Annotated in this window: 24 protein-coding genes; 16 read left to right on the top strand and 8 right to left on the bottom strand. The window is 71.8% G+C overall.

Features of this window, described 5'->3' with window-relative positions; genetic code table 11:
* The first annotated feature begins 7 nt into the window (after nt 1–7).
* The 11 genes from ACIGQF_RS23990 (at nt 8) to ACIGQF_RS23940 (ending at nt 11,108) form a co-directional block, all read left to right on the top strand.
* Nucleotides 8–1,201 carry a hypothetical protein gene (locus tag ACIGQF_RS23990; RefSeq protein ID WP_399713717.1) on the top strand — a complete coding sequence of 398 codons (1,194 nt, stop codon included), beginning with the start codon at nt 8–10 and terminating at the stop codon, nt 1,199–1,201.
* A 197-nt stretch (nt 1,202–1,398) separates the two neighbouring features.
* Nucleotides 1,399–2,637, top strand: a complete 1,239-nt coding sequence (locus ACIGQF_RS23985; protein WP_399714415.1) for an amidohydrolase — start codon at nt 1,399–1,401, stop codon at nt 2,635–2,637.
* A gap of 132 nt (nt 2,638–2,769) precedes the next feature.
* Nucleotides 2,770–3,804, top strand: a complete 1,035-nt coding sequence (locus ACIGQF_RS23980) for a BMP family protein (protein ID WP_399713714.1) — start codon at nt 2,770–2,772, stop codon at nt 3,802–3,804.
* A gap of 90 nt (nt 3,805–3,894) precedes the next feature.
* Nucleotides 3,895–5,493, top strand: coding sequence for an ABC transporter ATP-binding protein (locus ACIGQF_RS23975; protein ID WP_399714413.1), 1,599 nt, complete (start codon nt 3,895–3,897; stop codon nt 5,491–5,493).
* Complete coding sequence (locus tag ACIGQF_RS23970; protein ID WP_399713712.1) at nt 5,490–6,596, top strand: ABC transporter permease; 1,107 nt, start codon at nt 5,490–5,492, stop codon at nt 6,594–6,596. The genes ACIGQF_RS23975 and ACIGQF_RS23970 overlap by 4 nt, the downstream gene beginning before the upstream one ends.
* Entirely contained in the window at nt 6,593–7,888 is a 1,296-nt protein-coding gene (locus ACIGQF_RS23965) for an ABC transporter permease (protein WP_399713709.1), read from the top strand. Before ACIGQF_RS23970 ends, ACIGQF_RS23965 begins: the two co-directional genes overlap by 4 nt.
* Before the next feature lie 115 nt (nt 7,889–8,003).
* Complete coding sequence (locus ACIGQF_RS23960) at nt 8,004–8,348, top strand: cytidine deaminase (protein ID WP_361559946.1); 345 nt, start codon at nt 8,004–8,006, stop codon at nt 8,346–8,348.
* 64 nt (nt 8,349–8,412) lie between these two features.
* On the top strand, nt 8,413–9,690 hold the full coding sequence (locus ACIGQF_RS23955; RefSeq protein ID WP_399713706.1) for a thymidine phosphorylase: 1,278 nt from the start codon (nt 8,413–8,415) through the stop codon (nt 9,688–9,690).
* 86 nt (nt 9,691–9,776) lie between these two features.
* The gene (locus ACIGQF_RS23950; protein WP_399713703.1) at nt 9,777–10,034 is read left to right on the top strand and encodes a DUF2945 domain-containing protein; all 258 of its coding nucleotides are present in this window, start codon (nt 9,777–9,779) and stop codon (nt 10,032–10,034) included.
* A gap of 4 nt (nt 10,035–10,038) precedes the next feature.
* Complete coding sequence (locus tag ACIGQF_RS23945) at nt 10,039–10,386, top strand: DUF3140 domain-containing protein (protein WP_399713701.1); 348 nt, start codon at nt 10,039–10,041, stop codon at nt 10,384–10,386.
* 413 nt (nt 10,387–10,799) lie between these two features.
* On the top strand, nt 10,800–11,108 hold the full coding sequence (locus tag ACIGQF_RS23940) for a Uma2 family endonuclease (protein WP_399713699.1): 309 nt from the start codon (nt 10,800–10,802) through the stop codon (nt 11,106–11,108).
* Between the two features lie 65 nt (nt 11,109–11,173).
* On the opposite strand, the gene ACIGQF_RS23935 is transcribed toward ACIGQF_RS23940, so the two are convergent.
* Entirely contained in the window at nt 11,174–12,493 is a 1,320-nt protein-coding gene (locus ACIGQF_RS23935) for an MFS transporter (RefSeq protein WP_399713697.1), read from the bottom strand.
* Between the two features lie 63 nt (nt 12,494–12,556).
* Between ACIGQF_RS23935 and ACIGQF_RS23930 the strand changes: the two genes are divergently transcribed.
* Nucleotides 12,557–13,522, top strand: coding sequence for a LysR substrate-binding domain-containing protein (locus ACIGQF_RS23930; RefSeq protein WP_399713694.1), 966 nt, complete (start codon nt 12,557–12,559; stop codon nt 13,520–13,522).
* 26 nt (nt 13,523–13,548) lie between these two features.
* Here the strand turns inward: ACIGQF_RS23930 and ACIGQF_RS23925 are convergent, their stop codons facing one another.
* A complete protein-coding gene (locus tag ACIGQF_RS23925) occupies nt 13,549–14,310 on the bottom strand; it encodes an alpha/beta hydrolase (RefSeq protein WP_399713691.1) in 762 nt (253 codons plus the stop codon).
* A 203-nt stretch (nt 14,311–14,513) separates the two neighbouring features.
* On the opposite strand from ACIGQF_RS23925, the gene ACIGQF_RS23920 reads away from it, so the two are divergent.
* Nucleotides 14,514–15,650: an adenosine deaminase gene (locus tag ACIGQF_RS23920; protein WP_399713688.1), complete on the top strand. Its 1,137-nt coding sequence runs from the start codon at nt 14,514–14,516 to the stop codon at nt 15,648–15,650.
* Between the two features lie 152 nt (nt 15,651–15,802).
* Nucleotides 15,803–16,066, top strand: coding sequence for a hypothetical protein (locus ACIGQF_RS23915; RefSeq protein ID WP_361559815.1), 264 nt, complete (start codon nt 15,803–15,805; stop codon nt 16,064–16,066).
* A gap of 120 nt (nt 16,067–16,186) precedes the next feature.
* Here ACIGQF_RS23915 and ACIGQF_RS23910 read toward each other — a convergent pair whose 3' ends face one another.
* The 5 genes from ACIGQF_RS23910 to afsQ1 form a co-directional block, all read right to left on the bottom strand.
* The gene (locus ACIGQF_RS23910; RefSeq protein ID WP_361559818.1) at nt 16,187–16,390 is read right to left on the bottom strand and encodes a PspC domain-containing protein; all 204 of its coding nucleotides are present in this window, start codon (nt 16,388–16,390) and stop codon (nt 16,187–16,189) included.
* Nucleotides 16,391–16,449: 59 nt separating this feature from the next.
* Nucleotides 16,450–16,956: a VanZ family protein gene (locus tag ACIGQF_RS23905; RefSeq protein WP_399713683.1), complete on the bottom strand. Its 507-nt coding sequence runs from the start codon at nt 16,954–16,956 to the stop codon at nt 16,450–16,452.
* A gap of 117 nt (nt 16,957–17,073) precedes the next feature.
* A complete protein-coding gene (locus ACIGQF_RS23900; RefSeq protein ID WP_399713681.1) occupies nt 17,074–17,703 on the bottom strand; it encodes a hypothetical protein in 630 nt (209 codons plus the stop codon).
* Complete coding sequence (locus ACIGQF_RS23895; RefSeq protein ID WP_399713678.1) at nt 17,700–19,322, bottom strand: ATP-binding protein; 1,623 nt, start codon at nt 19,320–19,322, stop codon at nt 17,700–17,702. Before ACIGQF_RS23895 ends, ACIGQF_RS23900 begins: the two co-directional genes overlap by 4 nt.
* A complete protein-coding gene (afsQ1, locus tag ACIGQF_RS23890; protein WP_131124765.1) occupies nt 19,319–19,996 on the bottom strand; it encodes a two-component system response regulator AfsQ1 in 678 nt (225 codons plus the stop codon). Before afsQ1 ends, ACIGQF_RS23895 begins: the two co-directional genes overlap by 4 nt.
* Before the next feature lie 251 nt (nt 19,997–20,247).
* Here afsQ1 and ACIGQF_RS23885 point away from each other — a divergent pair, with 251 nt between their 5' ends.
* Nucleotides 20,248–21,078 (top strand): SigE family RNA polymerase sigma factor, encoded by an 831-nt coding sequence (locus ACIGQF_RS23885; protein ID WP_399713675.1) that lies wholly within the window; start codon nt 20,248–20,250, stop codon nt 21,076–21,078.
* Between the two features lie 159 nt (nt 21,079–21,237).
* Here ACIGQF_RS23885 and ACIGQF_RS23880 read toward each other — a convergent pair whose 3' ends face one another.
* Nucleotides 21,238–21,867, bottom strand: coding sequence for a uridine kinase (locus ACIGQF_RS23880; protein WP_399713673.1), 630 nt, complete (start codon nt 21,865–21,867; stop codon nt 21,238–21,240).
* Nucleotides 21,868–22,036: 169 nt separating this feature from the next.
* On the opposite strand from ACIGQF_RS23880, the gene ACIGQF_RS23875 reads away from it, so the two are divergent.
* Nucleotides 22,037–22,444, top strand: coding sequence for a hypothetical protein (locus ACIGQF_RS23875; RefSeq protein WP_361559834.1), 408 nt, complete (start codon nt 22,037–22,039; stop codon nt 22,442–22,444).
* The last annotated feature ends 77 nt before the right edge of the window (nt 22,445–22,521 follow it).

Here is a 22,521-nt window from a genome sequence, read left to right as displayed (position 1 = left end):
CGACACCGTGAGCGCAGCAGACGGGGCCCGGGGCCCTGTCCCCGAGGCCGGGCGTGGGGGCCCGGCCCAGGAGGCGGCGGAAGGCCCTGACTCCCGCAGGGCCGCCCGCCGCACGCGGAGGGGGGAGCCCCGGCAGCACTCGGACGCCACCGGGGCCACCCTCGCCTTCGTCGAGAGCCCCGTGCAGCTGCTCAACGTCCTGGAATGGGCGTACCTGCACCAGGCGACGCAGGCCGGCGAGCTCACCGTCGTCGTGCTCTCCCCGCACGACCCGATGACCCGCGGCCAGCTGCGCCGGATGGCGGAGCTGGCGCGGGACGAGGGCTGCGCGGTCCGCTGGGAGGAGGCGCGCGGCGGCGCTGCCGCCCCCCTGCGGACCATCGGGGGCCTCACCCCGCTGCTGCGCCGGGCCCGCCGCATCGTCATCGGCGACCCGTTCTCGCGCTACGTCCAGCTGCTGCTGACGCTCACCCGGGCGCGGGACCTGGTCGTCGTCGACGACGGCACCGCCACCATGGAGTTCATCTCCCAGCTCGCGCGGGGCGAGCAGCTGGTGCGCTGGCACCGCAGCGGCGGCGGCCGCAGCCCGCGCGACCTGGTCTTCGCGCCGTTCTCCGCGGCGGCGCGCCGCCGGCTCACGCCCGTGCCCGACAGCGACCGCCGCACCGTCGGCGTCTTCTCCTCGATGCCCGTCGAGCCTCCGCCGGGCGTCACCGTCACCGCCAACGAGTTCGCCTGGACCCGGGCCCGCTTCGGCCCGCCCCGGCTCACCCGCGGCACCGACATCGTGGGCACCTCCCTGGTCGAGACCGGTGTCGTCGACCCGGACCACTACCTCGCGGCCGTCCGCGCCCTGGCCCGTACGCACGGCGCCACCCGCTACTTCGCGCACCGCAGGGAGAGCGCCGAGAAGCTGCACGCGCTGGCGGCCGCCACCGGCCTGGAGATCGTCCGGCCCGACCTGCCGCTCGAACTGATCGCCCGGCGCGGGCCCATAGGACGGACGATCCTCAGCTTCCCGTCCACCGTGGTGCACACCCTGCCGCTCGCGCTGGTCGGCACCGGAGTCAAGGTCGCGGTCTGCGACGTGGACCCCGCCTGGCTCACCACCAAGGCCTCGCCGCGCGCGCAGGGCTTCCTCTCCGGCGTCACCGGAACCGCCCGTGACGTGCAGCGACTCACCTTCGCCGGGTCCTGCTGACGGGGCCGGCGACAGGGCCGGTCCGCAAGATCGGGGTTTGGGATTCGACAGTACGTGAAACCCTACGTCATACCCCCTTGATGACCTGTCCATGCGCCGGGCGGCCTAGATTGTCTTCCCCTAACGGGCTGAACTTTTGTTGATCGACGGACAGTTGCCCCGCCCGGCACCGTAACCTTCAGCGGGTGAACCAACTGATGTCCCGCGGACCCGAAGCCGATGCCAGCCCCGCACGGGGAACCCTGCCCGGAGCGCTCACCGAGGAGTTGCGCGCCGAACTCATCGCCTTCCGGCGGGACTTGCACATGCACCCGGAGCTCGGAAACCAGGAGTTCCGCACCACCGCCGCGCTCAAGGCGCGGCTGGAGAAGGCCGGCCTGGCCCCCCGCGTCCTGGACACCGGTACCGGTCTGATCTGCGACATCGGCCGGGAACCGGGTACGACACCGGACGCCGCCCGCCCCATGCTCGCGCTGCGGGCCGACATCGACGCGCTGCCCATCCCGGACACCAAGACCGTCGACTACCGCTCGACGGTGCCCGACCGCGCCCACGCCTGCGGCCACGACGTGCACACCACCGTCGTGCTCGGCGCCGGCCTCGTCCTCGCAGGCCTCGCGGCCCGCGGCCTGCTGCCCGGCCCGGTGCGGCTGCTGTTCCAGCCCGCCGAGGAGGTGCTGCCCGGCGGCGCCACCGACGCCATCGACTCCGGAGTGCTGGAGGGCGTCGGCCGCATCCTCGCCGTGCACTGCGACCCCAAGGTCGACGTGGGCCGGATCGGGCTGCGCACCGGCCCGATCACCTCCGCCTGCGACCGGCTGGAGGTCGCGCTGGAGGGTCCCGGCGGCCACACCGCGCGGCCGCACCTGACCACCGACCTGGTCACCGCGGCGGCCCGGGTCGCCGTCGACGTGCCCGCGCTGCTCGCCCGCCGGGTCGACGCCCGGGCCGGTCTCGCCGTGACCTGGGGCCGCCTGGAGACCGGGCACGCGTGCAACGTCATCCCGCAGCGCGCCGAGCTGTCCGGCACCGTCCGCTGCCTGGACCTGGAGGCCTGGCGGCAGGCCCCGGACCTGGTGTACTCCGCGATCGACGAGGTCGCCACGCTGCACCGCGCCAAGTCCCAGATCACGTACGTGCGCGGGGTGCCGCCGGTGGTCAACGAGCCGCTCACCACGCAGCTGCTGCAGAACGCCATGACGGCCCGGCGCGGCCCGGATTCGGTCGAGGACACCGAGCAGTCCCTCGGCGGCGAGGACTTCTCCTGGTACCTGGAGAAGGTGCCCGGCGCGATGGCCCGGCTGGGCGTGAAGCCGGTCGGCGATCCGGTCGGACGGGACCTGCACCAGGGCGACTTCGACGTCGACGAGGAGGCGGTCCGGGTGGGCGTGGAGCTGTTCACAGCCGCCGCGTTGCTCGACCGTAACGCGCTGTAGACCCAGCCGTAGGACCCGCTTCGCGACGATCCGATAACGGCTTCCAGACACCCCTTTCTCTGGCATCTACGCGCGTTACGATGCGGCGGAATCAGCGCCGTAGGAGGCGCTACGAGTCGAAGGGGACCCCTCGTGCGCCGGGTAACCAAGATCGCTGCCGCGGGCATAGCCTCCGCGGCTCTCGCTCTCTCGCTCACCGCCTGTGGCGAATCCTCCACCGAGGCCGCCGGCAAGGACAAGGGTGTCGGCCTCGCGTTCGACGTCGGCGGCCGGGACGACCACTCGTTCAACGAGGCGGCGGCCCGCGGCACCGACAAGGCCGAGAAGGAGCTGGGCGTGAAGTCCAAGCTCATGACCGCCAAGAACGGCGAGACGGAGGCCGACCGCGAGCAGCGGCTCACCTCCCTCGCCGAGGCCGGCTTCAACCCCGTCATCGGAGTCGGCTTCAACTACGGCAACTCCATCAACAAGGTCGCGGAGAAGTTCCCGAAGACCACCTTCGCGGTCGTGGACGCGCCGTCCACCACCAAGAACGTCTACGGCATCAACTTCACCGAGAACGAGGGCTCCTACCTCGCCGGCGTGGCCGCGGCGCTGAAGACCAAGACCAAGAAGGTCGGCTTCATCGGCGGTGTGAACAACGCGCTGATCCAGAAGTTCCAGGCCGGCTTCGAGCAGGGCGTTAAGGACACCGACCCCAAGGTCAAGGTCACGGCGCAGTACCTCTACGCCAACGACGACAAGGGCTTCAACGACCCGGCCGCCGCCAAGGGCAAGGCCAAGGGCATGCTCGACAGCAACAACGACGTCATCTACACCGCGGCGGGCCAGTCCGGCGCCGGTTCGATCGAGATGGTCGCCGGCACGAAGGGCGCCTGGGCCATCGGCGTGGACTCCGACCAGTACGCGCAGCCGGGCCTGGCCAAGTACAAGGACCACATCCTCACCTCCGTGGTGAAGAACGTCGACGTGGCGGTCTACGACGTGATCAAGAGCGTCGAGGACGGCAAGCCGCTGACCGGCACCGCCCACCTCACGCTCAAGCAGCAGGGCGTCAAGCTGGCCACCTCCGGCGGCTTCATCGACGACATCAAGGGCAAGCTCGACGAGGCGCAGCAGAAGATCGTCAAGGGAGACGTGAAGGTCTCCGAGACGCCCGCCAAGTAAGAGCCAGCCAAGGGCTCCACGAGCCCGGTACGGGGGCGGGGCCGTCCCGGCCGCCCCGCCCCCGCTCCTTCTCTCCGAGGAGAGTGCGCCATCACAGCGTCCAGCAGCCCTCCGGCGGAGCGGGCCCCCGCAGCGGCCCCCGCCGTCGAACTCCGCGGCATCACCAAGCGGTTCCCCGGCGTCGTCGCCAACCACGACATCGACATCACCGTCCGGCGCGGCACCGTGCACGCCCTGGTCGGCGAGAACGGTGCGGGCAAGTCCACCCTGATGAAGATCCTCTACGGCATGCAGAAGCCGGACGAGGGCACCATCACGACCGACGGCGAGCAGGTCTCCTTCGCGAGCCCCGCCGACGCCATCGCCCGCGGCATCGGCATGGTGCACCAGCACTTCATGCTCGCCGACAACCTCACCGTCCTGGAGAACATCGTCCTGGGCGCCGAGAAGCTGCACGGCATCGGCGCGGCGGCCCGCGCGGCCGTCCTGGCGGTCTCTGACCGGTACGGGCTGAACGTACGGCCCGACGTACTGGTCGAGGACCTGGGCGTCGCCGACCGGCAGCGCGTGGAGATCCTCAAGGTCCTCTACCGCGGCGCCCGTACGCTCATCCTCGACGAGCCGACGGCGGTGCTGGTCCCGCAGGAGGTCGATGCGCTCTTCGACAACCTGCGCGAACTGAAGGCCGAGGGCCTGACGGTCATCTTCATCTCGCACAAGCTGGGTGAGGTCCTCTCCGTCGCCGACGACATCACCGTCATCCGGCGCGGCACGACCGTCGCCTCCGTGGCGCCGGCCGGGACCACCCCCAAGCAGCTCGCCGAGCTGATGGTCGGCAGCGAACTGCCCTCGCCGGAGACCCGCGAGTCCACCGTCACCGACACCCCGATGCTGACGGTCGACGGGCTGCACCTGAGCGCCACCGACCCCGACGGCGTCGTACGCGCCGTACTGGACGGCATCGGCTTCACCATCCACAAGGGCGAGGTCCTGGGCGTCGCCGGCGTGGAGGGCAACGGCCAGGCCGAGCTGGTCGAGGCCATCATGGGCATGCGCGACCCGGACGGCGGCACCATCACGCTGGACGGCGCTGACATCAGCCACGCGCCCACCCGCAAGCGGCGCGAGGACGGCATCGGCTACGTCCCCGAGGACCGGCACCGGCACGGCCTGCTGCTGGAGGCCCCGCTCTGGGAGAACCGTATCCTCGGCCACGTCACCGAGAAGCCCAACTCCAAGGGCCGGCTGCTGGACCTGAAGGCGGCCCGCACCGACACCGAGCGGATCGTCGCCGAGTACGACGTGCGCACCCCCGGCATCGAGGTCACCGCGGCCTCGCTCTCCGGCGGAAACCAGCAGAAGCTGATCGTCGGCCGCGAGATGAGCCACCACCCCAAGCTGCTGATCGCGGCGCACCCCACGCGCGGCGTGGACGTCGGCGCGCAGGCGCAGATCTGGGACCAGATCCGCGAGGCCCGGCGCGAGGGCCTGGCCGTGCTGCTGATCTCCGCGGACCTGGACGAGCTGATCGGCCTGTCCGACACCCTGCGGGTGATGTACCGGGGCCGGCTGGTCGCGGACGCCGACCCCGCCACCGTCACCCCCGAGGAGTTGGGCTCGGCCATGACCGGCGCCGCCAGCGGCCACCTGGAGCACGTCGAGGACGCGGAAGGGGGCGAGGGGGAGTGAAGAAGATCGACCGTACGAAGCTGACCCTGGGCATCGCCGCGCCGGCGCTCGCCATCGTCGCTGCCCTGCTCATCACCTCGGTGATCATCCTGGCCACCGGCAAGGACCCGCTCCACGCCTACACCGTGATGGTGGACTTCGGCTCCAAGAGCGACAGCCAGGTCTGGATCATCAACAAGGCGGTGCCGTACTACCTCTCCGCGCTGGCCGTGGCCATCGGCTTCCGGATGAACCTCTTCAACATCGGCGTGGACGGCCAGTACCGCATCGCGGCCTTCTTCGCCGCGGTCGTCGGCGGCGCGCTCACCCTCCCCGGCTTCCTCCAGATCCCGCTGATCATCATCGTGGCGATGCTGGTCGGCTCGGCCTGGGCGGGCATCGCGGGCGTACTGAAGACCACCCGCGGGGTCAGCGAGGTCATCACGACCATCATGCTGAACTCCATCGCGGCCGCCGTGATCGGCTACTTCCTCCAGGACGGCCGGCTCGCGGTGAAGGACGGCAACCTCTTCCACACCCCGGACCTGCCGGCCTCCAGCCACTTCTTCACCATCCCGACCCGGCCCGACCCGCTCGACGGCTTCCTCGTCGTCGCGGCGATCGCCGGCGTCGCGTACTGGTTCGTCCTCGGCCGCACCCGCTTCGGGTTCGACCTGCGGACCGTCGGGCAGTCGGAATCGGCCGCGCAGGCCGGCGGCGTCAGCGTGAAGCGCATGGTCGTCACGTCCATGCTGCTCTCCGGCGCAGCGGCCGGCCTGATCGGCATGCCGACGCTGCTCGGCGTCTCGTACAACTACGGCACCGACTTCCCCGTCGGCATCGGCTTCACCGGCATCGCCATCGCGCTGCTCGGCCGCAACCACCCCCTCGGCATGGCCGCCGGCGCGCTGCTGTGGGGCTTCCTGGAACGCACCGGCACCCAGCTGGAGTTCGAGGACTACGAGCAGGAGATCGTCGGCGTGATGCAGGGCGTCATCGTCCTGTGCGTGGTCATCGCCTACGAGGTCGTACGCCGCTACGGCCTGCGGATCCAGCAGCGCAAGGTCGGCGAGGAACTCGCCGCGCAGGCCCGCAAGACCGACAAGGCGGAGGTGTCCGCGTGAGCCAGAACCTCACGGCCCCGGTCGCGAAGGACCCCGGCGGCAAGGGCGGCAAGCTCACCGCAGCCCGCGCGAAGCTGACCTACCCCAAGGTCCTGCTGATCCTCGCGGGCGCCCTCGTCCTGCTCTCCCTGCTCCGCGTCGTCACCGGCGCCACCGACCTCACCGGTTCAGGGCAGTACACGGCAGCGCTGAATGCCGCCGTGCCGATCGGCCTCGCGGGCCTCGGCGGCCTGTGGGCCGAGCGCTCCGGCGTCATCAACATCGGCCTCGAAGGCATGATGATGCTCGGCGCGTTCTCGGCCGGCTGGGTCGGCTGGGAGTACGGGCCCTGGGCGGCGGCACTGGCCGGCGTCATCGGCGGCGCGCTCGGCGGCCTGATCCACGCGATCGCCACCGTCACCTTCGGCGTCGACCACATCATCTCCGGCGTGGCCGTCAACATCATGGCGCTGGGCCTCACCCAGTTCCTGGCCAAGCTGTGGTTCGGCGCGGAGGGCAGCGCGGCGGCGCAGGCGGGCGGCAACGACAAGCAGTCCCCGCCGATGGACGACATGCCGACCTTCACGGTGCCGGGACTCTCGGACTGGCTGCTCTCCATCGAGAAGCACCACTGGTTCCTCGTCTCCGACCTGGCCGGCATCCTCGGCTCGCTGGTCACCCACGTCTCCTGGCTCACCGTGCTCGCGGCGGTCGTCTTCGCCGCCAGCTTCTTCGTCCTGTGGCGCTCGTCCTTCGGACTGCGGCTGCGGTCCTGCGGCGAGAGCCCGGTCGCGGCCGAGTCGCTGGGCGTCAACGTCTACACGTACAAGTACGCGGCGGTGCTGGTCTCCGGCGCGCTGGCGGGCCTGGGTGGCGCGTTCCTCGCCATCTACGTGCACATCTACCAGGACGGCCAGACCGGCGGCCGCGGCTACATCGGCCTCGCCACCATGATCTTCGGTAACTGGCGGCCCGGCGGCGTCGCCATGGGCGCGGGTCTCTTCGGCTTCATGGACGCCTTCCAGCTGCGCGGCGGCGGCGAGACCGTGCACGCGCTGCTGCTCCTGCTCGCGGTGCTGCTGGTCGGCCTGGCGATCTGGAAGCTGCGCGGCGGCCACCGCGTCCAGGGCGTCGTCAGCATCGTCGTCGCCGTCCTGCTCGCCCTCTGGTACGCCACGACCGACACGGTCCCGCTGGAAATCGTCTCCGTGGCGCCGTACATCGCTACGCTGCTGGTCCTGTCGCTGGCCGCCCAGCGACTGCGGGCACCGAAAGCCATCGGCAAGGCGTACCGAAGGGGTCAGGGCAAGTGACCGACGCACCGCGCAGGACCGGGGCACCGCGCGCGACCGGCGCGCGCCGAGGGGGCCGGGACACGTGACCGACGCTCCCGACTGGGAGAAGCTGCGCGAGCGGGCCCGGGACGCGATGTCCCGGGCCTACGCGCCCTACTCCGGCTACCCCGTCGGTGCGGCGGCCCTCGTGGACGACGGCCGCACCGTCACCGGCTGCAACGTGGAGAACGCCTCCTACGGCCTCGGCCTGTGCGCCGAATGCGGCCTGGTCTCCGAGCTGTTCGCGACCGGCGGCGGCCGGCTCACCGCGTTCGCGTGCGTGGACCGGTACGGCAAGGTCCTGATCCCCTGCGGCCGCTGCCGCCAGCTGCTGTTCGAGCACGGGGGCCCGGACCTGCTGGTCGACACAGAGGCCGGGATCCGGCCGTTGAACGACCTCCTTCCGGACGCGTTCGGGCCGGAACACCTGACCCGCTGAACCGTTCCCCGCACCCTTTCTATGCGTGTAGACATAGGGGAGCACCCGTGGAAAGGAACGCTCGATGGACGCCATCTCCGTCATCCGCGCCAAGCGCGACCGCGCCGAACTGACCGACGACCAGATCGACTGGATCATCGACGCGTACACCCGCGGCGAGGTCGCCCACGAGCAGATGTCGTCCCTCGCCATGGCGATCCTCCTCAACGGCATGAACCGCAAGGAGATCGCCCGCTGGACCGCCGCGATGATCAACAGCGGTGAGCGGATGGACTTCTCCTCCCTCGCCCGCCCCACCGCCGACAAGCACTCCACCGGCGGCGTCGGCGACAAGATCACCCTCCCGCTGGCCCCGCTGGTCGCCGCCTGCGGCGCCGCCGTGCCCCAGCTCTCCGGCCGCGGCCTCGGCCACACCGGCGGCACCCTGGACAAGCTGGAGGCCATCCCCGGCTGGCGCGCCGACCTCACCAACGACGAACTGCTCGCCATCCTCGGCGACGTCGGCTCCGTCATCTGCGCGGCGGGCGCAGGGCTCGCCCCCGCCGACAAGAAGCTCTACGCGCTCCGCGACGTCACCGGCACCGTCGAGGCGATCCCCCTGATCGCCTCCTCCATCATGTCCAAGAAGATCGCCGAGGGCACCGGCTCCCTCGTCCTGGACGTCAAGGTCGGCTCCGGCGCCTTCATGAAGAACCTCGACGACGCCCGCGAACTCGCCTCGACGATGGTCGAACTCGGCACCGACCACGGCGTACGCACCTCAGCGCTCCTCACCAACATGGCCACCCCCCTCGGCCTGACCGCGGGCAACGCCCTGGAGGTACGCGAGTCCGTCGAGGTCCTGGCCGGCGGCGGCCCCGCCGACGTCGTCGAACTGACCCTCGCGCTCGCCCGCGAGATGCTCACCGCGGCCGGCCTCCCCGACGCCGACCCGGCCAAGGCGCTCGCCGACGGCTCCGCGATGGACCACTGGCGCCGCATGATCCAGGCGCAGGGCGGCGACCCCGACGCGGCCCTCCCGGTCGCCCGCGAGCAGCACGTCGTGAACGCCGCCACCTCCGGCGTCCTCACCACCCTCGACGCCTACGCCGTGGGCCTGGCCGCCTGGCGCCTCGGCGCGGGGCGCGCCCGCAAGGAGGACCCGGTACAGGCCGGCGCCGGCGTCGAACTCCACGCCAAGCCCGGCGACGAGGTGCGCGCCGGCGAGCCCCTGCTCACCCTGCACACCGACACCCCGGAGAAGTTCGCCGCCGCCATCGAGGCCCTCGACGGCGGCGTACTGATCGCCTCACCCGGCACGGACTTCGTTCCGGACCCGATCGTCCTGGACCGCATCGCGTAACGCTCCGCGCGCCGCAGCAAGGCGGGCGTGCCCCACGAGGGGGCGCCCGCCGCGCGCTTCCCGCCCTCCGGTGTTCTCCTGGCCGCATGGCCCAAAAGAACCAGCACAGCGGGAAGAGCGGACGGAAGAGCCAGGACGGCCTCGGCAGGGGCGACAAGGTCACCTGGAAATCCCACGGCGGCGAGGCCGTCGGCGAGGTGGAAAAGAAGATCACCCACCGCACCGAGGAAGCCGGCCGCACGGTCGACGCCTCCCCGGACGACCCCCAGTACAAGGTCCGCAGCGAAAAGTCCGGCGGCTCGGCCGTCCACAAGCCGGAAGCCCTGAAGAAGAAGGGCAAGTGACGCCGTGGCGAAGGACGATGGCGACGACGACCGCGACGCGACCTGGCGCGACTTCCGGGACGCGGTGAACATGACCCCCTCCGAGCTGGAGAAATGGCTCAAGACGGACGAGTCCGAGGACGCCGGGCAGCACAAGGGCGGCGGCGAGTCCGTTGGCCACGAGTCCGGCCGGAAGATCGTCGCCATCCTCCGGGCCGAGCGCGCCGACCACTCCGACGCCGACTACGCCCACATGCGCAAGGTCACCGGCTACGTCCACCGCCACGCGGCCCAGCGCCCCAAGGGCGACATCAAGGACTCCACCTGGCGCCACTCCCTGATGAACTGGGGACACGACCCGCTGAAGAAGTAGCCACGCGAGCAGAAACGTGCCACCTGACCTGCGGTTTCCTCATTCGGGTGAACGAGATCGGTGGACCGGTTCGGGTCCTGTTCGGCATGCTGGGATCGGTGACGCACCGATAGAGGAGACCGCCATGAGCGCACTCCCCGTCGACCCGACCCCGGGTCAGCACTGGGACGAGCTGCTCCGCTTCTGGGAAGAATCGGACTGGCCTGAGGGCAGCAAGGTGGAGATCATTGATGGGATCATCGTTGTGTCACCACCGCTTGCCGCGCCCCACAACCGAATCGCCGAGATGGTCCACCGGATCATGTATTCGGTGCTTCCTGCGGAGTGGGGAGCGTACGAGACTCTCGGCGTCTCACACCCCCCCGTACGGCCGTCTTCACATCCCGGACCTCGTCGTGATCCCGCATGCGGCAGTGGATGAGACGGAGGGAGGCCAGGCGGTTCCGCTGACAGCCGCCGAGCTGGTCATGGAAGTCACCTCGCTGTCCAACGCGAGTTACGACCGGATCAACAAGGCGGCGGCATACGCGCAGGCCCAGGTACCCCTGTACCTCCTCATCGACCGCTTCGCTCCCCCCGGACCGACCGTCACGCTCTTCGGGGAGCCGGAGGGTGACGTCTACCGGGAGCTCCAGAAGGTGAAGTTCGGCGAGTCCATCCGACTCCCGGAACCGTTCGATCTCACAATCGACACCAGCCTCTTCCCCTACGGCGGGAATTGACATGACGAAGGGGCCGTCCCGCCAGGACAGGTGGCGGGGCGGCCCCTCCGGGCTTTGTGGCCGCGTTACGCGGCCTTCTGCATCTGGAGGACGCGGCGCTCCGCGACCGCCTTGCGCGTGGCGTACAGGGTGACCGCCGCCGCCGCGACCATCGCCAGCAGGCCGAGGGCGACCGTGGCCGCCCAGCCGCCGGCGTGGAACGCCACCGCGCCGAGCGCACCGCCCGCGCTGGAACCGATGTAGTACGCGCTCTGGTACAGCGCCGAGGCCTGCGCACGGGCCGTCTTCGCCGTACGGCTGACCGCAGAGGACGCCACCGCGTGGCCCGCGAAGAAGCCGGCGGTGATCAGTACCAGGCCGAGGACCACCAGGATCAGCACGTCCGCCAGCGACAGCAGCAGGCCCGCCGCCGTCGTGCCGACGGCCAGGTACAGCGCCCCGCGCCGCCCCGTCCGGCCGACCAGGCGCCCGGCCGCGGCCGAGGAGACCGTGCCGACGAGGTAGACCAGGAAGACCGAGCCCGCGATGCCCTGCGGCAGCGAGAACGGCTCGCCGACGAGGCGGTAGCCGATCACCGTGTAGACCGCGCCGAAGACCGTCATGAAGAGCGCGCCGATGGCGTACAGACGGCAGAGCAGCGGGTCGGAGAGGTGCCCCAGGATGGTCCTGCCGAGCGCCTTGGGGCCGACGGCCTTCGGGACGAAGTGCCGCGCCTTCGGCACCATCAGCCGGAAGACCACCGCGCAGATCACGGCCATCGCGCCGACCGCGGCCAGCGCCGCGCGCCAGCCCCAGGCCTGGGCGACCCAGCCGGTCACGATCCGGCCCGACATGCCGCCGATGCTGTTGCCAGCGACGAACAGCCCCACCGCGGCGACCAGCGCCTTGGCCCGTACCTCCTCGGCCAGGAAGGCCATCGCCGAGGCCGGCACGCCGGCCAGCGCCACGCCCTGGACTGCACGCAGGGCGATCAGTACGCCGAGCGAGGGCGCGAACGGCACCAGCATCGCCACCACGGCGGCGACGCTCAGCGACACCGTCATCATCGTGCGGCGGCCGAACCGCTCCGAACAGGCGCTCAGCGGCAGCACCGCGAGGGCCAGGCCGAAGGTCGCCGCGGACACGGTCCAGCTGGCCTGGTCCGGCGTCACCCCGAGGTCGTCGGAGATGGCGGGGAGCAGCGCCTGCGTGGAGTAGAGGAGGGCGAAGGTCGAGATGCCGGACGCGAAGAGCGCGAAGCTCATCCGGCGGTAGCCGGGGCCCCCGGGCCGCAGCTTGCCGGCCTCGGGGTCGGCAGCGGGCGCGGCGGAATCGACGGTGGTGGACGACTGGGCAGGGGCGTCCGCGCGGGTGGTGGCGGACGCCCTGGTATCAGCGGAGGGCATGACCCGAACGTACGACCGTCGCAGTTCATGCGTCCAATGCATCGAAACGCCATAATCGATTCCATGTCGCATGACCACAGCTCACAGCGTCCTCTGTTGCAGCTCCGCAACAGAAAAGACACCCCGGATTCGTCCTGGGCGGCGGTGCTGGCACCTCGCCTCGCCCAGTTCGAGGCGGTGGCCCGGCACGAGCACGTGACCCGCGCCGCATACGAGCTGGGCATGCCGCAGCCGACCCTCAGCCGCGCCGTCGTCCGCCTGGAGGAGGAGCTGGGCGTCGCGCTCTTCGCCCGGCACGGCCGCACCCTGTCCCTCAGCCCGGCGGGCCGCGCGTTCCTCGCCTCCGTGGAGCGCGCGCTGAGCGACATCGAGCGCGCCGCCGAGTCGGTACGCGCCGACGCCGACCCGACCGCCGGGAAGGTCGCCTTCGGCTTCCTGCACACCCTCGGCTCCGAGACCGTACCGGGCCTGCTGCGCACCTTCCGCGCCGACCACCCCAAGGTCCGCTTCCAGCTCGTGCAGACCTACGGCGAGGCCATGCTCGACCGGCTGCGCGCGGGGGACCTGGACCTCTGCCTGACCTCGCCGGTCCCGGACGCGCCCGAGCTGGTCGCCCGCCGCCTGGACGAGCAGAAGCTCCGCCTGGTCGTGCCCGACGACCATCCGCTCGCCGTCCGCAAGCGCATCCGGCTCGCCGAGGCCGCCGACGAACTGTTCGTCACCCTCGAACCCGGCTTCGGTCTGCGCCGCATCACCGACGCCCTGTGCGCCGAGGCGGGCTTCACCCCGAAGGTCGCCTTCGAGGGCGAGGAGGCCGAGACGCTCCGCGGCCTGGTCGCGGCGGGCCTCGGCGTCGCCCTGCTCCCGCCCCCGCCGGTCCCGCGCCCCGGCGTCGTCGAACTGACCGTCACCGCGCCCCGCGCCGTCCGCGAGATCGGCGTCGCCTGGCTCGACGGCCACGTGGACACCCCGCCCGTGGCCGCCTTCAAAAAATTCCTTCTGAGCCGCAGGGGACAACTGCTGAACTGAGGGCGGGGAGGGGTGGCGGAACCGGCTCATCTCCCCAGCGTCGCCCCGAAACCCGCCGCCAGCGGCATCCGCAGGCCCAGCGGTGGGGGTGCGGCCATGGCGTCCTGGACGGGGCGGGAGTAGCCGCGGTGGAAGAGGGAGCCGAGGACGAAGTCGTTGGTGAGGGAGCGGAGTTCGGCGCGGTGCTGGTGCAGTCCGTGGCCGTCGGAGTGGACCTCGAAGCGGCAGGTGTCGCGGTTGATCTTCTTGGCGCGCTCGGCGTAGCGGAAGGAGAGGTCGGGGGCGATGCGCGCGTCGTTGGTGCCGTGCACCAGCAGGACGCGCCGGCCCACCAGTTGCTTCACCGGGTCGGCCGGCGCTGCGGCCGGGAGCCAGGGGGCGATGCCCAGGACGGAGTTGACCGCCGGGTGGCCGGCGGCGAGCAGCGCGGCCCGGGCGCCCGTGCCCGTACCGACCAGGCAGACCGGGACGTCGCCGTACCGGCGGACGACTTCGGTCACCGCCCACTCCGCGTCCGCCGCCGGGTGGGCCGCCTCGCCGTTCCAGCCGCGGCAGCGGAAGTGCAGGACATGGGTGGTCAGCCCCTGTCCGCGGCCGGCCCGCGCCAGCGCCGTCGCCAGTGAGCGCGCCGCCAGCGCGGCCGCCGGCGAGATCCGCGCGGTGCTCGTCTCGCAGCCCTCGGGCAGTAATACGGCGACCGCGTTCACCGCGCCGTCCGCCGTCCCCGTACCCGAGCCCAGTCGTTTCCCCAGCCGGGCCGTGCGCCCGGACACCGATCGGCCATCCATGGGCAGAACGATGGCAGAACGGGGGTCGGTGGCCCACCCCGTGTACGGGTCACTGTTCCGTATCGGTGCTGGACGGCGGTGCGGCGGCGGTGCCCGCGGTCGTACGGGCGTGCCGAGGAAGCCCGTACGGGGCGGCCGGGACGGGTGGGAGACGCGGCCGGATCGCTAGTGCGTTCTACGCGCGTAGGGGCTACAGTGCGGCAATGACGAGCGAGACCACCAACCTCCCGACCGCAGAGCAGATCCGCCGCGCGCCGAAGGTGCTCCTCCACGATCACCTCGACGGCGGTCTGCGCCCCGCCACGATCGTCGACCTCGCCCGCGAGACCGGGTACGACGGCCTTCCCGAGACGGACCCGGAAAAGCTCGGCATCTGGTTCCGCGAGGCCGCCGACTCCGGCTCGCTGGAGCGCTACCTGGAGACCTTCGCGCACACCTGCGCCGTCATGCAGACCCGCGACGCGCTGGCCAGGGTGGCCGCGGAGTGCGCCGAGGACCTGGCCGCCGACGGCGTCGTCTACGCCGAGGTCCGGTACGCCCCCGAACAGCACCTGGAGAAGGGGCTGAGCCTCGAAGAGGTCGTCGAGGCGGTCAACGAGGGCTTCCGGGAGGGCGAACGGCGGGCGCGCGCCAACGGCCACCGCATCCGCGTCGGCGCGCTGCTCACCGCGATGCGGCACGCGGCCCGCGCCCTGGAGATCGCCGAACTGGCCAACCACTACCGCGACCTGGGCGTCGTCGGCTTCGACATCGCGGGCGCCGAGGCGGGCTACCCGCCCACCCGCCACCTGGACGCGTTCGAGTACCTCAAGCGCGAGAACAACCACTTCACGATCCACGCGGGCGAGGCGTTCGGGCTGCCGTCGATCTGGCAGGCGCTCCAGTGGTGCGGCGCCGACCGGCTGGGCCACGGCGTGCGGATCATCGACGACATCCAGGTCGACGATGACGGCGAGGTGAAGCTGGGCCGGCTGGCGTCGTACGTGCGGGACAAGCGCATCCCGTTGGAGATGTGCCCGACCTCGAACCTCCAGACGGGCGCGGCCACTTCCTATGCCGAGCATCCGATCGGGCTGCTGCGCCGGCTGCAGTTCCGGCTGACGGTCAATACGGACAATCGCTTGATGAGCGGCACGAGCATGTCGCGCGAATTCGAGCACCTGGTGGAGACGTTCCGGTACACGTTCGACGACATGCAGTGGTTCACCGTCAATGGAATGAAGAGCGCCTTCCTTCCTTTTGATGAACGTCTGGCCATGATCAACGACGTGATCAAGCCCGGTTACGCCGAACTGAAGTCGGAATGGCTCTTCCCGAAGGGGCGCGCGGACTCGGCGTGAGCAGGGCATCCTGACGCTCGGTGAGGCGCTGGGGCGGAGGACGCCGCGCTGCTCGTACGGCGGCGAACCGGGCATGTGGGATGTTTGCGGCCTCGGCGATCATGTCTTTAGCGTCGGGTGCCGACAAACCCCCGTCACGAGGACAAAAGTTGATGAAGCAGGGAACCGTCAAGATCATCGGTGCCGCGGCCCTCGGTGCCGCCATCGCCGCCACCGCGGCCGGGACTGCCTCCGCCGCCACCGCGGCCGAGCCGGTCACCGGTGCCGCCAGCGGTGCGCTGCAGAGCGTCACCGGCAAGGCCGCGCCGGCCTCCGACGAAGGCGGCCAGACCAACGCCAAGGGCAACCTCCTCGGCGGCCTGCCGACCGGCGGCGTCACCAAGGCCGTGGGCGGCGGCCTCCCGCTCGGCGGCTGAGACACCGCGTACCAGCGCGCCCCGGTCCGTACGGATGCGTACGGACCGGGGCGCGCTGTGTGCCGGTGGGCGCCGGGCGGTCGGCCGGCGCTCCCGGCCGGGCCCGCCGCGGCGCGCGGCTCACCAGGCTTCGCTGTACTTCTTCTCCGACGGGAGGAAGATCCACAGGGCCAGGTAGACCAGGAACTGGGGACCGGGCAGCAGACACGACAGCACGAAAATCACGCGCATCGTCGTCGGTGTCGTGCCGAAGCGCCGGGCCAGACCCGCGCAGACTCCGGCGATCATCCTGTTGTTGCGGGGGCGGACCAGTGCGGCGGCCATGGGACTCGACTCCTCCGTAGGTTTCCGGGCCGCTTCCGGTGCGACCCGATGCCTCCACGCTAGGTGCGCGAGCCGGAAAGCACGTCGGCCTGCCGAGCGATCCCGACCCTGGCGATCGTCGGGGTACGCCCCCGCCGCGGGTCATCCCGGCGGCGTAGCCGGGCCCTGACCACAGGGACGACCACCAGGTGCGCCAGGGCGATCCCGAGCGTGTTCAGCAGCACCACGTCGATGTCCGGCACCCGCCCCGGCACCGTGCTCTGGAGCAGCCCGACGGCGAAGGCGATCATCGCGCCCGTGAAGACGGTACGGGTGAAGGAGCCCAGCGCCGAGGCGGTGAGCCGGCCGCCCGCCATCGGGAGCAGTACTCCCAGGGGGGCCATCAGGAGGACCGCGCCGCCCAGCTGGTGCGCGGCTTCCCAGGGGCCCAGCGCCAGCGCGCCGCGGATCGTCTCCAGCGGCCGGAGGTTCGCCTCGGGCACCCAGGGCACCGCCCGTGGTCGCAGCGTCAGCGAGTAGACGACCGACAGATGCGCCAGAAGAAGCACGAAGCCCGCGGCGCGCATACGGAAACCGGCCGTCGTGCCGGGGCCATGATGCTGCACACCCGCCCAGACGCCGTGACCGGCGGCGGCGGTTCCGTGCGGACCGTCACAGCGGGGCTGCGGGCGCCGGGCGGGGGCTCAGCCCTTCTCCGCGGCCGGCTCGCTGCTCCAGGCGGCGTTCCGGGCGGTGTCCGGGTGGCGGAGGACGGCGTCGGAGCAGTCGTAGTGGCGCGGCGCCGCGTCGTCCGGGCCGCCGAGCACCGCGGCCCGCTTCCCGTCCACCGGCATGCGCGTCCCGTACGTGCACACCAGCTGTGCGAGCGCGAACGACGGCAGGTCCTCCGGGCGGGTGTTCAGCCGCAGCGCGTCCTCGGGATCGCCGTCCCGCGGCCCGGACACCGCCAGGTCCTCCGGTACGGCCGTCTCGAAGCCCGCCAGGGCCTCGCCGGGCGCCGGCTGCTGCCGCAGCTCGGTCAGGAGCGTACGGGCCATCTGAGGCCGGTCCTCGGCCGTACCGGCCTTCGGCAGCGACACGGTCCGCTCCACCGGCACCAGCCCCGAGCTGCACACCAGGTAGATCCGGACCGGCACCCCGACCGGCACCTCCGGCACGCCGGCCGCCTCCTGCGCCTTGCAGCTCACCCGTGAGGGCGCGCCGCCCGCGTCCACCGGTACCGACGTACCGCGGATGCCGCAGCCCGCGACGGCGGTGAGCAGGGCGAGCGCCGCGGCGGTCCGCCAGGCCGCCCGGCCCGTGGCCCGCCTCATCGCTCGCCCTCCGCCGCCGGGCCGTCGCCGTCGCTCCCGCCGCTCCGCTGCCGCGGCTCGGCGGTCGCCCCGGGGCCGGAGCCGTTCTCGGCGTCGGGGCCGCCGTCGCCGCCCTCCGCGAGCCGTGAGGCGTCCCGCGGGAGGCGCAGCGTGAAGACCGCGCCGCCCTCGTGGGAATTGGCCGCCGTGATCTCGCCGCCGTGGATGTGCGCGTTCTCCATGGCGATGGAGAGGCCCAGGCCCGAGCCCTCGGACCGGGGGCGGGACGCGCTCGCCTTGTAGAAGCGGTCGAAGACGTGCGGCAGCACCTCTTCGGGGATGCCGGGGCCGTGGTCCCGTACGCGGATGAGCAGCCGGTCGCCGTCGGCGCCGGATTCCGTACGGATGGAGACCCGTACCGGCGAGCCGCCGTGCTTGAGGGCGTTGCCGATGAGGTTGGCCAGGATCACGTCGAGGCGGCGCGGGTCGAGCCGCGCCATGATGCCGCGCTCGGCGTCCAGCTCCACCGCGTCGAGCCAGGCGCGCGCGTCGATGCACGCGGTCACCTGGTCCGCGACGTCCACGTCGTCCAGGACCAGCCGGGCCGTCCCCGCGTCGAAACGGGTGACCTCCATCAGGTTCTCCACCAGGTCGTTCAGCCGCCGGGTCTCGCTGACCACCAGCTGCACCGCGGGCGCGATCATCGGGTCCAGCGCGTCGGCCTCGTCCTCCAGGACCTCCGTCACGGCCGTGATCGCGGTCAGCGGGGTGCGCAGCTCGTGCGACATGTCCGCGACGAACCGCCGCGAGGACGCCTCCCGCGTGCTCAGCTCCTCCACCCGCTGCTGGAGCCGCTCGGCGGTCCGGTTGAACGTACGGGAGAGATCGGCCAGCTCGTCCGTGCCGGTCACCCGCAGCCGGGTGTCCAGCTTGCCCTCGCCCAGCTCGCGCGCGGCGGTGCCGAGCCGCTGCACCGGGCGCAGCACGGTCGTCGCGGCGGCCTGCGCCAGCAGCGCCGAGCCGACCAGCGCCAGCAGCGTGGCCACGCCCAGCGACCAGGCGAGCGAGTTCAGGTCCTGCCGCTCGGTGGCCAGCGACTTGAGCATGTACCCCGTCGGGCCGCCGCCGTTCAGCCGCGCACCCGCCACGAAGTACGGGTCGTCCTCGATCTCCTGCCGCTGCCAGTACAGGTGGTACGGCGCCTCGTTCGACGCGTCCACGGGGCGCCGCTGCTCCACGGCCTTCTGGAGCGTCTTCGGCACCGTCTTCAGGTTCAGCAGGCCAGGGTCGGTGGTGGCGGTGCAGGTCCGGCCCGCGCCGTCCTCGGCGAGCAGCAGCACGTCGTAGTTCTGCGGCCCGGCGGCCATCCGGCGCGCGGCGTCCCGCAGTTCCCCGCAGGCCGGGTGGAGCGGCAGCGACCGCGTACGCTCCGCCAGCTGGGTACGGAAGTCCTTCAGCGCGGCGTTCTGCGTACGGTCCAGCACGGTGTTGCGGTTGAGCCAGTAGGCGATGCCGGAGGCGGAGACCGCCGCGGTCAGCGCCACCAGCGCGAAGACCACCACCAGCCGGAGCCGCAGGCTGGTCCAGCGCAGCAGGCCTGACGCCACGCCGCGCAGCCGGCCCGTGGCCGGTTCGCTCACTGCGGGGTGTCCAGCCGGTAACCGACCCCGCGGACCGTGCGGATCAGCGTCGGCGAGGACGGCACGTCCTCCACCTTGGCCCGCAGCCGCTGCACACAGGCGTCCACCAGGCGCGAGTCACCCAGGTAGTCGTGCTCCCACACCAGACGGAGCAGCTGCTGTCTGGACAGCGCCTGACCGGGCCGGCGGCTCAGCTCCAGCAGCAACCGCAGCTCGGTCGGCGTGAGTTGCAGGTCCTCGCCGTTCTTGGTGACGGTCATCGCCGAACGGTCGATGACCAGCGAGCCGAACGTCGCCGAGTCGCTCGACTCGCGCTCGCCGCGCCGCAGGACCGCCCGGATCCGGGCGTCCAGCACCCGCCCCTGCACCGGCTTGACGACATAGTCGTCCGCACCGGACTCCAGTCCGACGACCACATCGATGTCGTCGTTGCGCGCGGTCAGCAGGATGATGGGCAGTTGGTCCGTACGGCGGATCCGCCGGCACACCTCGAAACCGTCGATCCCCGGCAGCATCACGTCCAGGACGATCAGGTCGGGGCGCTGCTCACGCAGCAGTTTCAGGCCGTCCTCGCCCGTCGCCGCGGTCACCACACGGTGACCCTGGCGGGACAGCGAGAGTTCGAGGGCCGTGCGGATGGCGTCGTCGTCCTCGATCAGCAACAGGAAAGGCACGTGCGCCATTCTGGCGCATGGCGCGGCCGGACTTCGACCGGCGGCGGCCGTCCGCCCCTCTCCGCACCCGTCCCACCCGCCCCGGCGTACGCCGCGAGCAGGCGCTGTGAACCTCACGCGGCCCCCTGTGACAGGGCTGTGACAGTCGGCGGACAACGCGATGAAACTGCCGCGGCAGAGTTTCTGGCACCGGGTGAGAACGGCCCGGGAAAGCAGATGAACCAGCCGGCTCAACCGACGGGGGGCGCGAGATGAACACACTGCACAGCACCGCCAACAGCGCAGTAATCACGCGTCTCCACGATGTCGTGCGAGCCGGGGAGAAGTCCGGTGCCGGTGGGGGTACCTCCCTGCTCGAGCGCAGTCGAGAGCTTGGGGGAGGGCGGGGGTGCGCTCGCGGCACCGGGCGTCAGCGTCAGGCCGCGTTCTTCGTGACGCCGGTCGAGGCCGTTGACACCGTCGTGGGAACCGCGGCTCCGGCCGCGGACGGGGGAACCGACGGGGGACGCACGTACGGGGAGGCCACGGAGGAGCGGAGCGCCGCGCCGTCGGCGGTGGACAGCGAAGCTGAGTTCACCGCCTACGTCCAGGAGCGCCGCGCCTCCCTGTACGCCACCGCCTACCACCTGACCGGCGACCGTCACGAGGCCGAGGACCTGCTGCAGAGCGCGCTGTTCTCGACCTACCGGGCGTGGGACCGGATCAGCGACAAGGGGGCGGTCGGTGGGTACCTGCGCCGCACGATGACCAACCTGCACATCAGTGCCTGGCGTCGGCGGAAGCTGAACGAGTACCCCACCGAGGAACTGCCGGAGACGGCCGGTGACCACGACGCGATGCGCGGCACCGAGCTGCGTGCCGTGCTGTGGCAGGCGCTGGTCAAGCTGCCCGAGACGCAGCGCACGATGCTCGTCCTGCGCTACTACGAGGGCCGGACGGACCCGGAGATCGCCGACATACTGAACATCAGTGTCGGCACGGTGAAGTCGAGCATCTGGCGTTCGCTGCGGCGGCTGCGCGAGGACGACGTCCTCAGCTTCGGCCGCGACCAGGAGGAATCCTTCGGCGAGCTGGTGGCCTGAGGGCGGGGACCCACGGGGGAAGCGGTCCGGGGGGACCGCGGTACGGGGGGACACGGGGGAAACGCAGGGGGGAACGGGGAAGAGGAAGCGGGAACCGGCAGACGGGGGGTCTGCCGGTTCCCGCTTCTTCGTGTCTGTGCGGGTGAACGCGCTTTCGCGTCAGCTCCGTACGGGGTCGGAGGCGCCGGCGCCCGCCGACGCTATGCGGGTCAGCGCCTCGGCCTTCGCGCAGGCGTACGCGCCCAGCGCTGTCTGCCGGGCCACCACCGTCCGCTCGGCGCGCAGCAGCCGCAGCCCCCGGCGCACCAGGAACCCGGCGGGCTTGCGGCCCTCGCGCAGGTCGCGCAGCAGCCGCCGCCGGAAGGTCGTGGCCGGTCTGCCGCGCAGGCACAGCGCGTCGGCCAGCACGCCGGCGGTCCGGCAGGCCGCGACGATCTCCGCGGCGAAGATGCCCTCGGCGATGAACAGCGGCGCGCCCGCCAGTTCCAGCTTCTCCTCGCCGGTCCGGGCGCTGGCGGCGAGGTCGTACACGGGGACGGCCGTGCGGCCCGTACGGCACAGCTCCTCGATCGCGGTGACCGCGGTGGCCGCGTCCCAGGACAGTGGCGAGTCCCAGTCGGTGCCGCCGTCCGGAAGCAGCGGCAGGGAGGCGTCCGTGGCCTCCTTGTAGAAGTCGTCGAGGCGCAGCACGGGAAGGCCGGTGCGGGCGGCGAGGGAGGACTTTCCGGAGCCGGAGGGGCCGGTCAGCAGGATGACGCGGGCGGGCGGCGCGCTGGGGAGAAAGCTCACGGGCACTCATTGTCCCGCATTCGCCCGTGTGAGCTACCCCGGCCGTACAAGGTGGAATGTGGACACATCAGTCAACTACGCTGCGCATCCGACCCATTACAGACAATCGGCTCACCGGTGGCGGTGCGGCGGTCGGCGCCGCCGCGACGGACTCCACAGGCAGGTGCTCATGGCCTCTCACGCACGTCTTCCCCAGCAGAGCCGTACGGCGCGCGGGCTGCTGCGCGCCGGGCTCGCGGTGTCCATGGCGGGCGCCGCGCTGGCCACCGGCGCCTCGACCGCCACGGCCGCCGACGGGAAGTCGGATCCCGCGAGCCTGGAGGACATCCGGGCGGCCACCGGCGCCACGGTCGGCGCGCTCCAGCAGGCCACCAGCAGCGGTCTCGGCACGGTCAAGAACCTCCACCTCAACCCCCTCTCCGGCACCGGCAGCGACCCGACGGACAACGCCGTCGGCACCCAGATCGCCGACTTCAAGCCGATCAGCACCGCGGGTCTGACCGCGCCGCTGTCCAGCGGCGCGGCGCTGGGCCAGCTGCCCGTCGTGGGCGCGGTGACGCAGGCCCTGCCCGGGTAGGCCCCGGATGTACGACAGGGGCGCCCGCGGCCGTCCGTACGGCTCGCGGGCGCCCCTGTGGCGCGTCCTGCGGCGGG

The organism is Streptomyces sp. NPDC053560 (assembly GCF_044544605.1).
GTDB lineage: Bacteria > Actinomycetota > Actinomycetes > Streptomycetales > Streptomycetaceae > Streptomyces.
Note: the sequence above shows the minus strand (reverse complement) of the source record. Positions and strands in the feature narration are given on the sequence as shown.

Bases quoted from the DNA above. Each gene is read 5' to 3' on its own strand.
- ACIGQF_RS23920 (WP_399713688.1), top strand. From the start codon at position 14,514: ATGACGAGCGAGACCACCAACCTCCCGACCGCAGAGCAGATCCGCCGC.
- ACIGQF_RS23960 (WP_361559946.1), top strand. From the start codon at position 8,004: ATGTCCCGGGCCTACGCGCCCTACTCCGGCTACCCCGTCGGTGCGGCG.
- ACIGQF_RS23930 (WP_399713694.1), top strand. From the start codon at position 12,557: ATGTCGCATGACCACAGCTCACAGCGTCCTCTGTTGCAGCTCCGCAAC.
- ACIGQF_RS23905 (WP_399713683.1), bottom strand. From the start codon at position 16,956: ATGCGCGCCGCGGGCTTCGTGCTTCTTCTGGCGCATCTGTCGGTCGTC.
- ACIGQF_RS23875 (WP_361559834.1), top strand. From the start codon at position 22,037: ATGGCCTCTCACGCACGTCTTCCCCAGCAGAGCCGTACGGCGCGCGGG.
- ACIGQF_RS23900 (WP_399713681.1), bottom strand. From the start codon at position 17,703: ATGAGGCGGGCCACGGGCCGGGCGGCCTGGCGGACCGCCGCGGCGCTC.
- ACIGQF_RS23955 (WP_399713706.1), top strand. From the start codon at position 8,413: ATGGACGCCATCTCCGTCATCCGCGCCAAGCGCGACCGCGCCGAACTG.
- ACIGQF_RS23985 (WP_399714415.1), top strand. From the start codon at position 1,399: ATGTCCCGCGGACCCGAAGCCGATGCCAGCCCCGCACGGGGAACCCTG.
- ACIGQF_RS23885 (WP_399713675.1), top strand. From the start codon at position 20,248: ATGAACACACTGCACAGCACCGCCAACAGCGCAGTAATCACGCGTCTC.
- ACIGQF_RS23935 (WP_399713697.1), bottom strand. From the start codon at position 12,493: ATGCCCTCCGCTGATACCAGGGCGTCCGCCACCACCCGCGCGGACGCC.
- ACIGQF_RS23915 (WP_361559815.1), top strand. From the start codon at position 15,803: ATGAAGCAGGGAACCGTCAAGATCATCGGTGCCGCGGCCCTCGGTGCC.
- ACIGQF_RS23950 (WP_399713703.1), top strand. From the start codon at position 9,777: ATGGCCCAAAAGAACCAGCACAGCGGGAAGAGCGGACGGAAGAGCCAG.
- ACIGQF_RS23925 (WP_399713691.1), bottom strand. From the start codon at position 14,310: ATGGATGGCCGATCGGTGTCCGGGCGCACGGCCCGGCTGGGGAAACGA.
- ACIGQF_RS23910 (WP_361559818.1), bottom strand. From the start codon at position 16,390: ATGGCCGCCGCACTGGTCCGCCCCCGCAACAACAGGATGATCGCCGGA.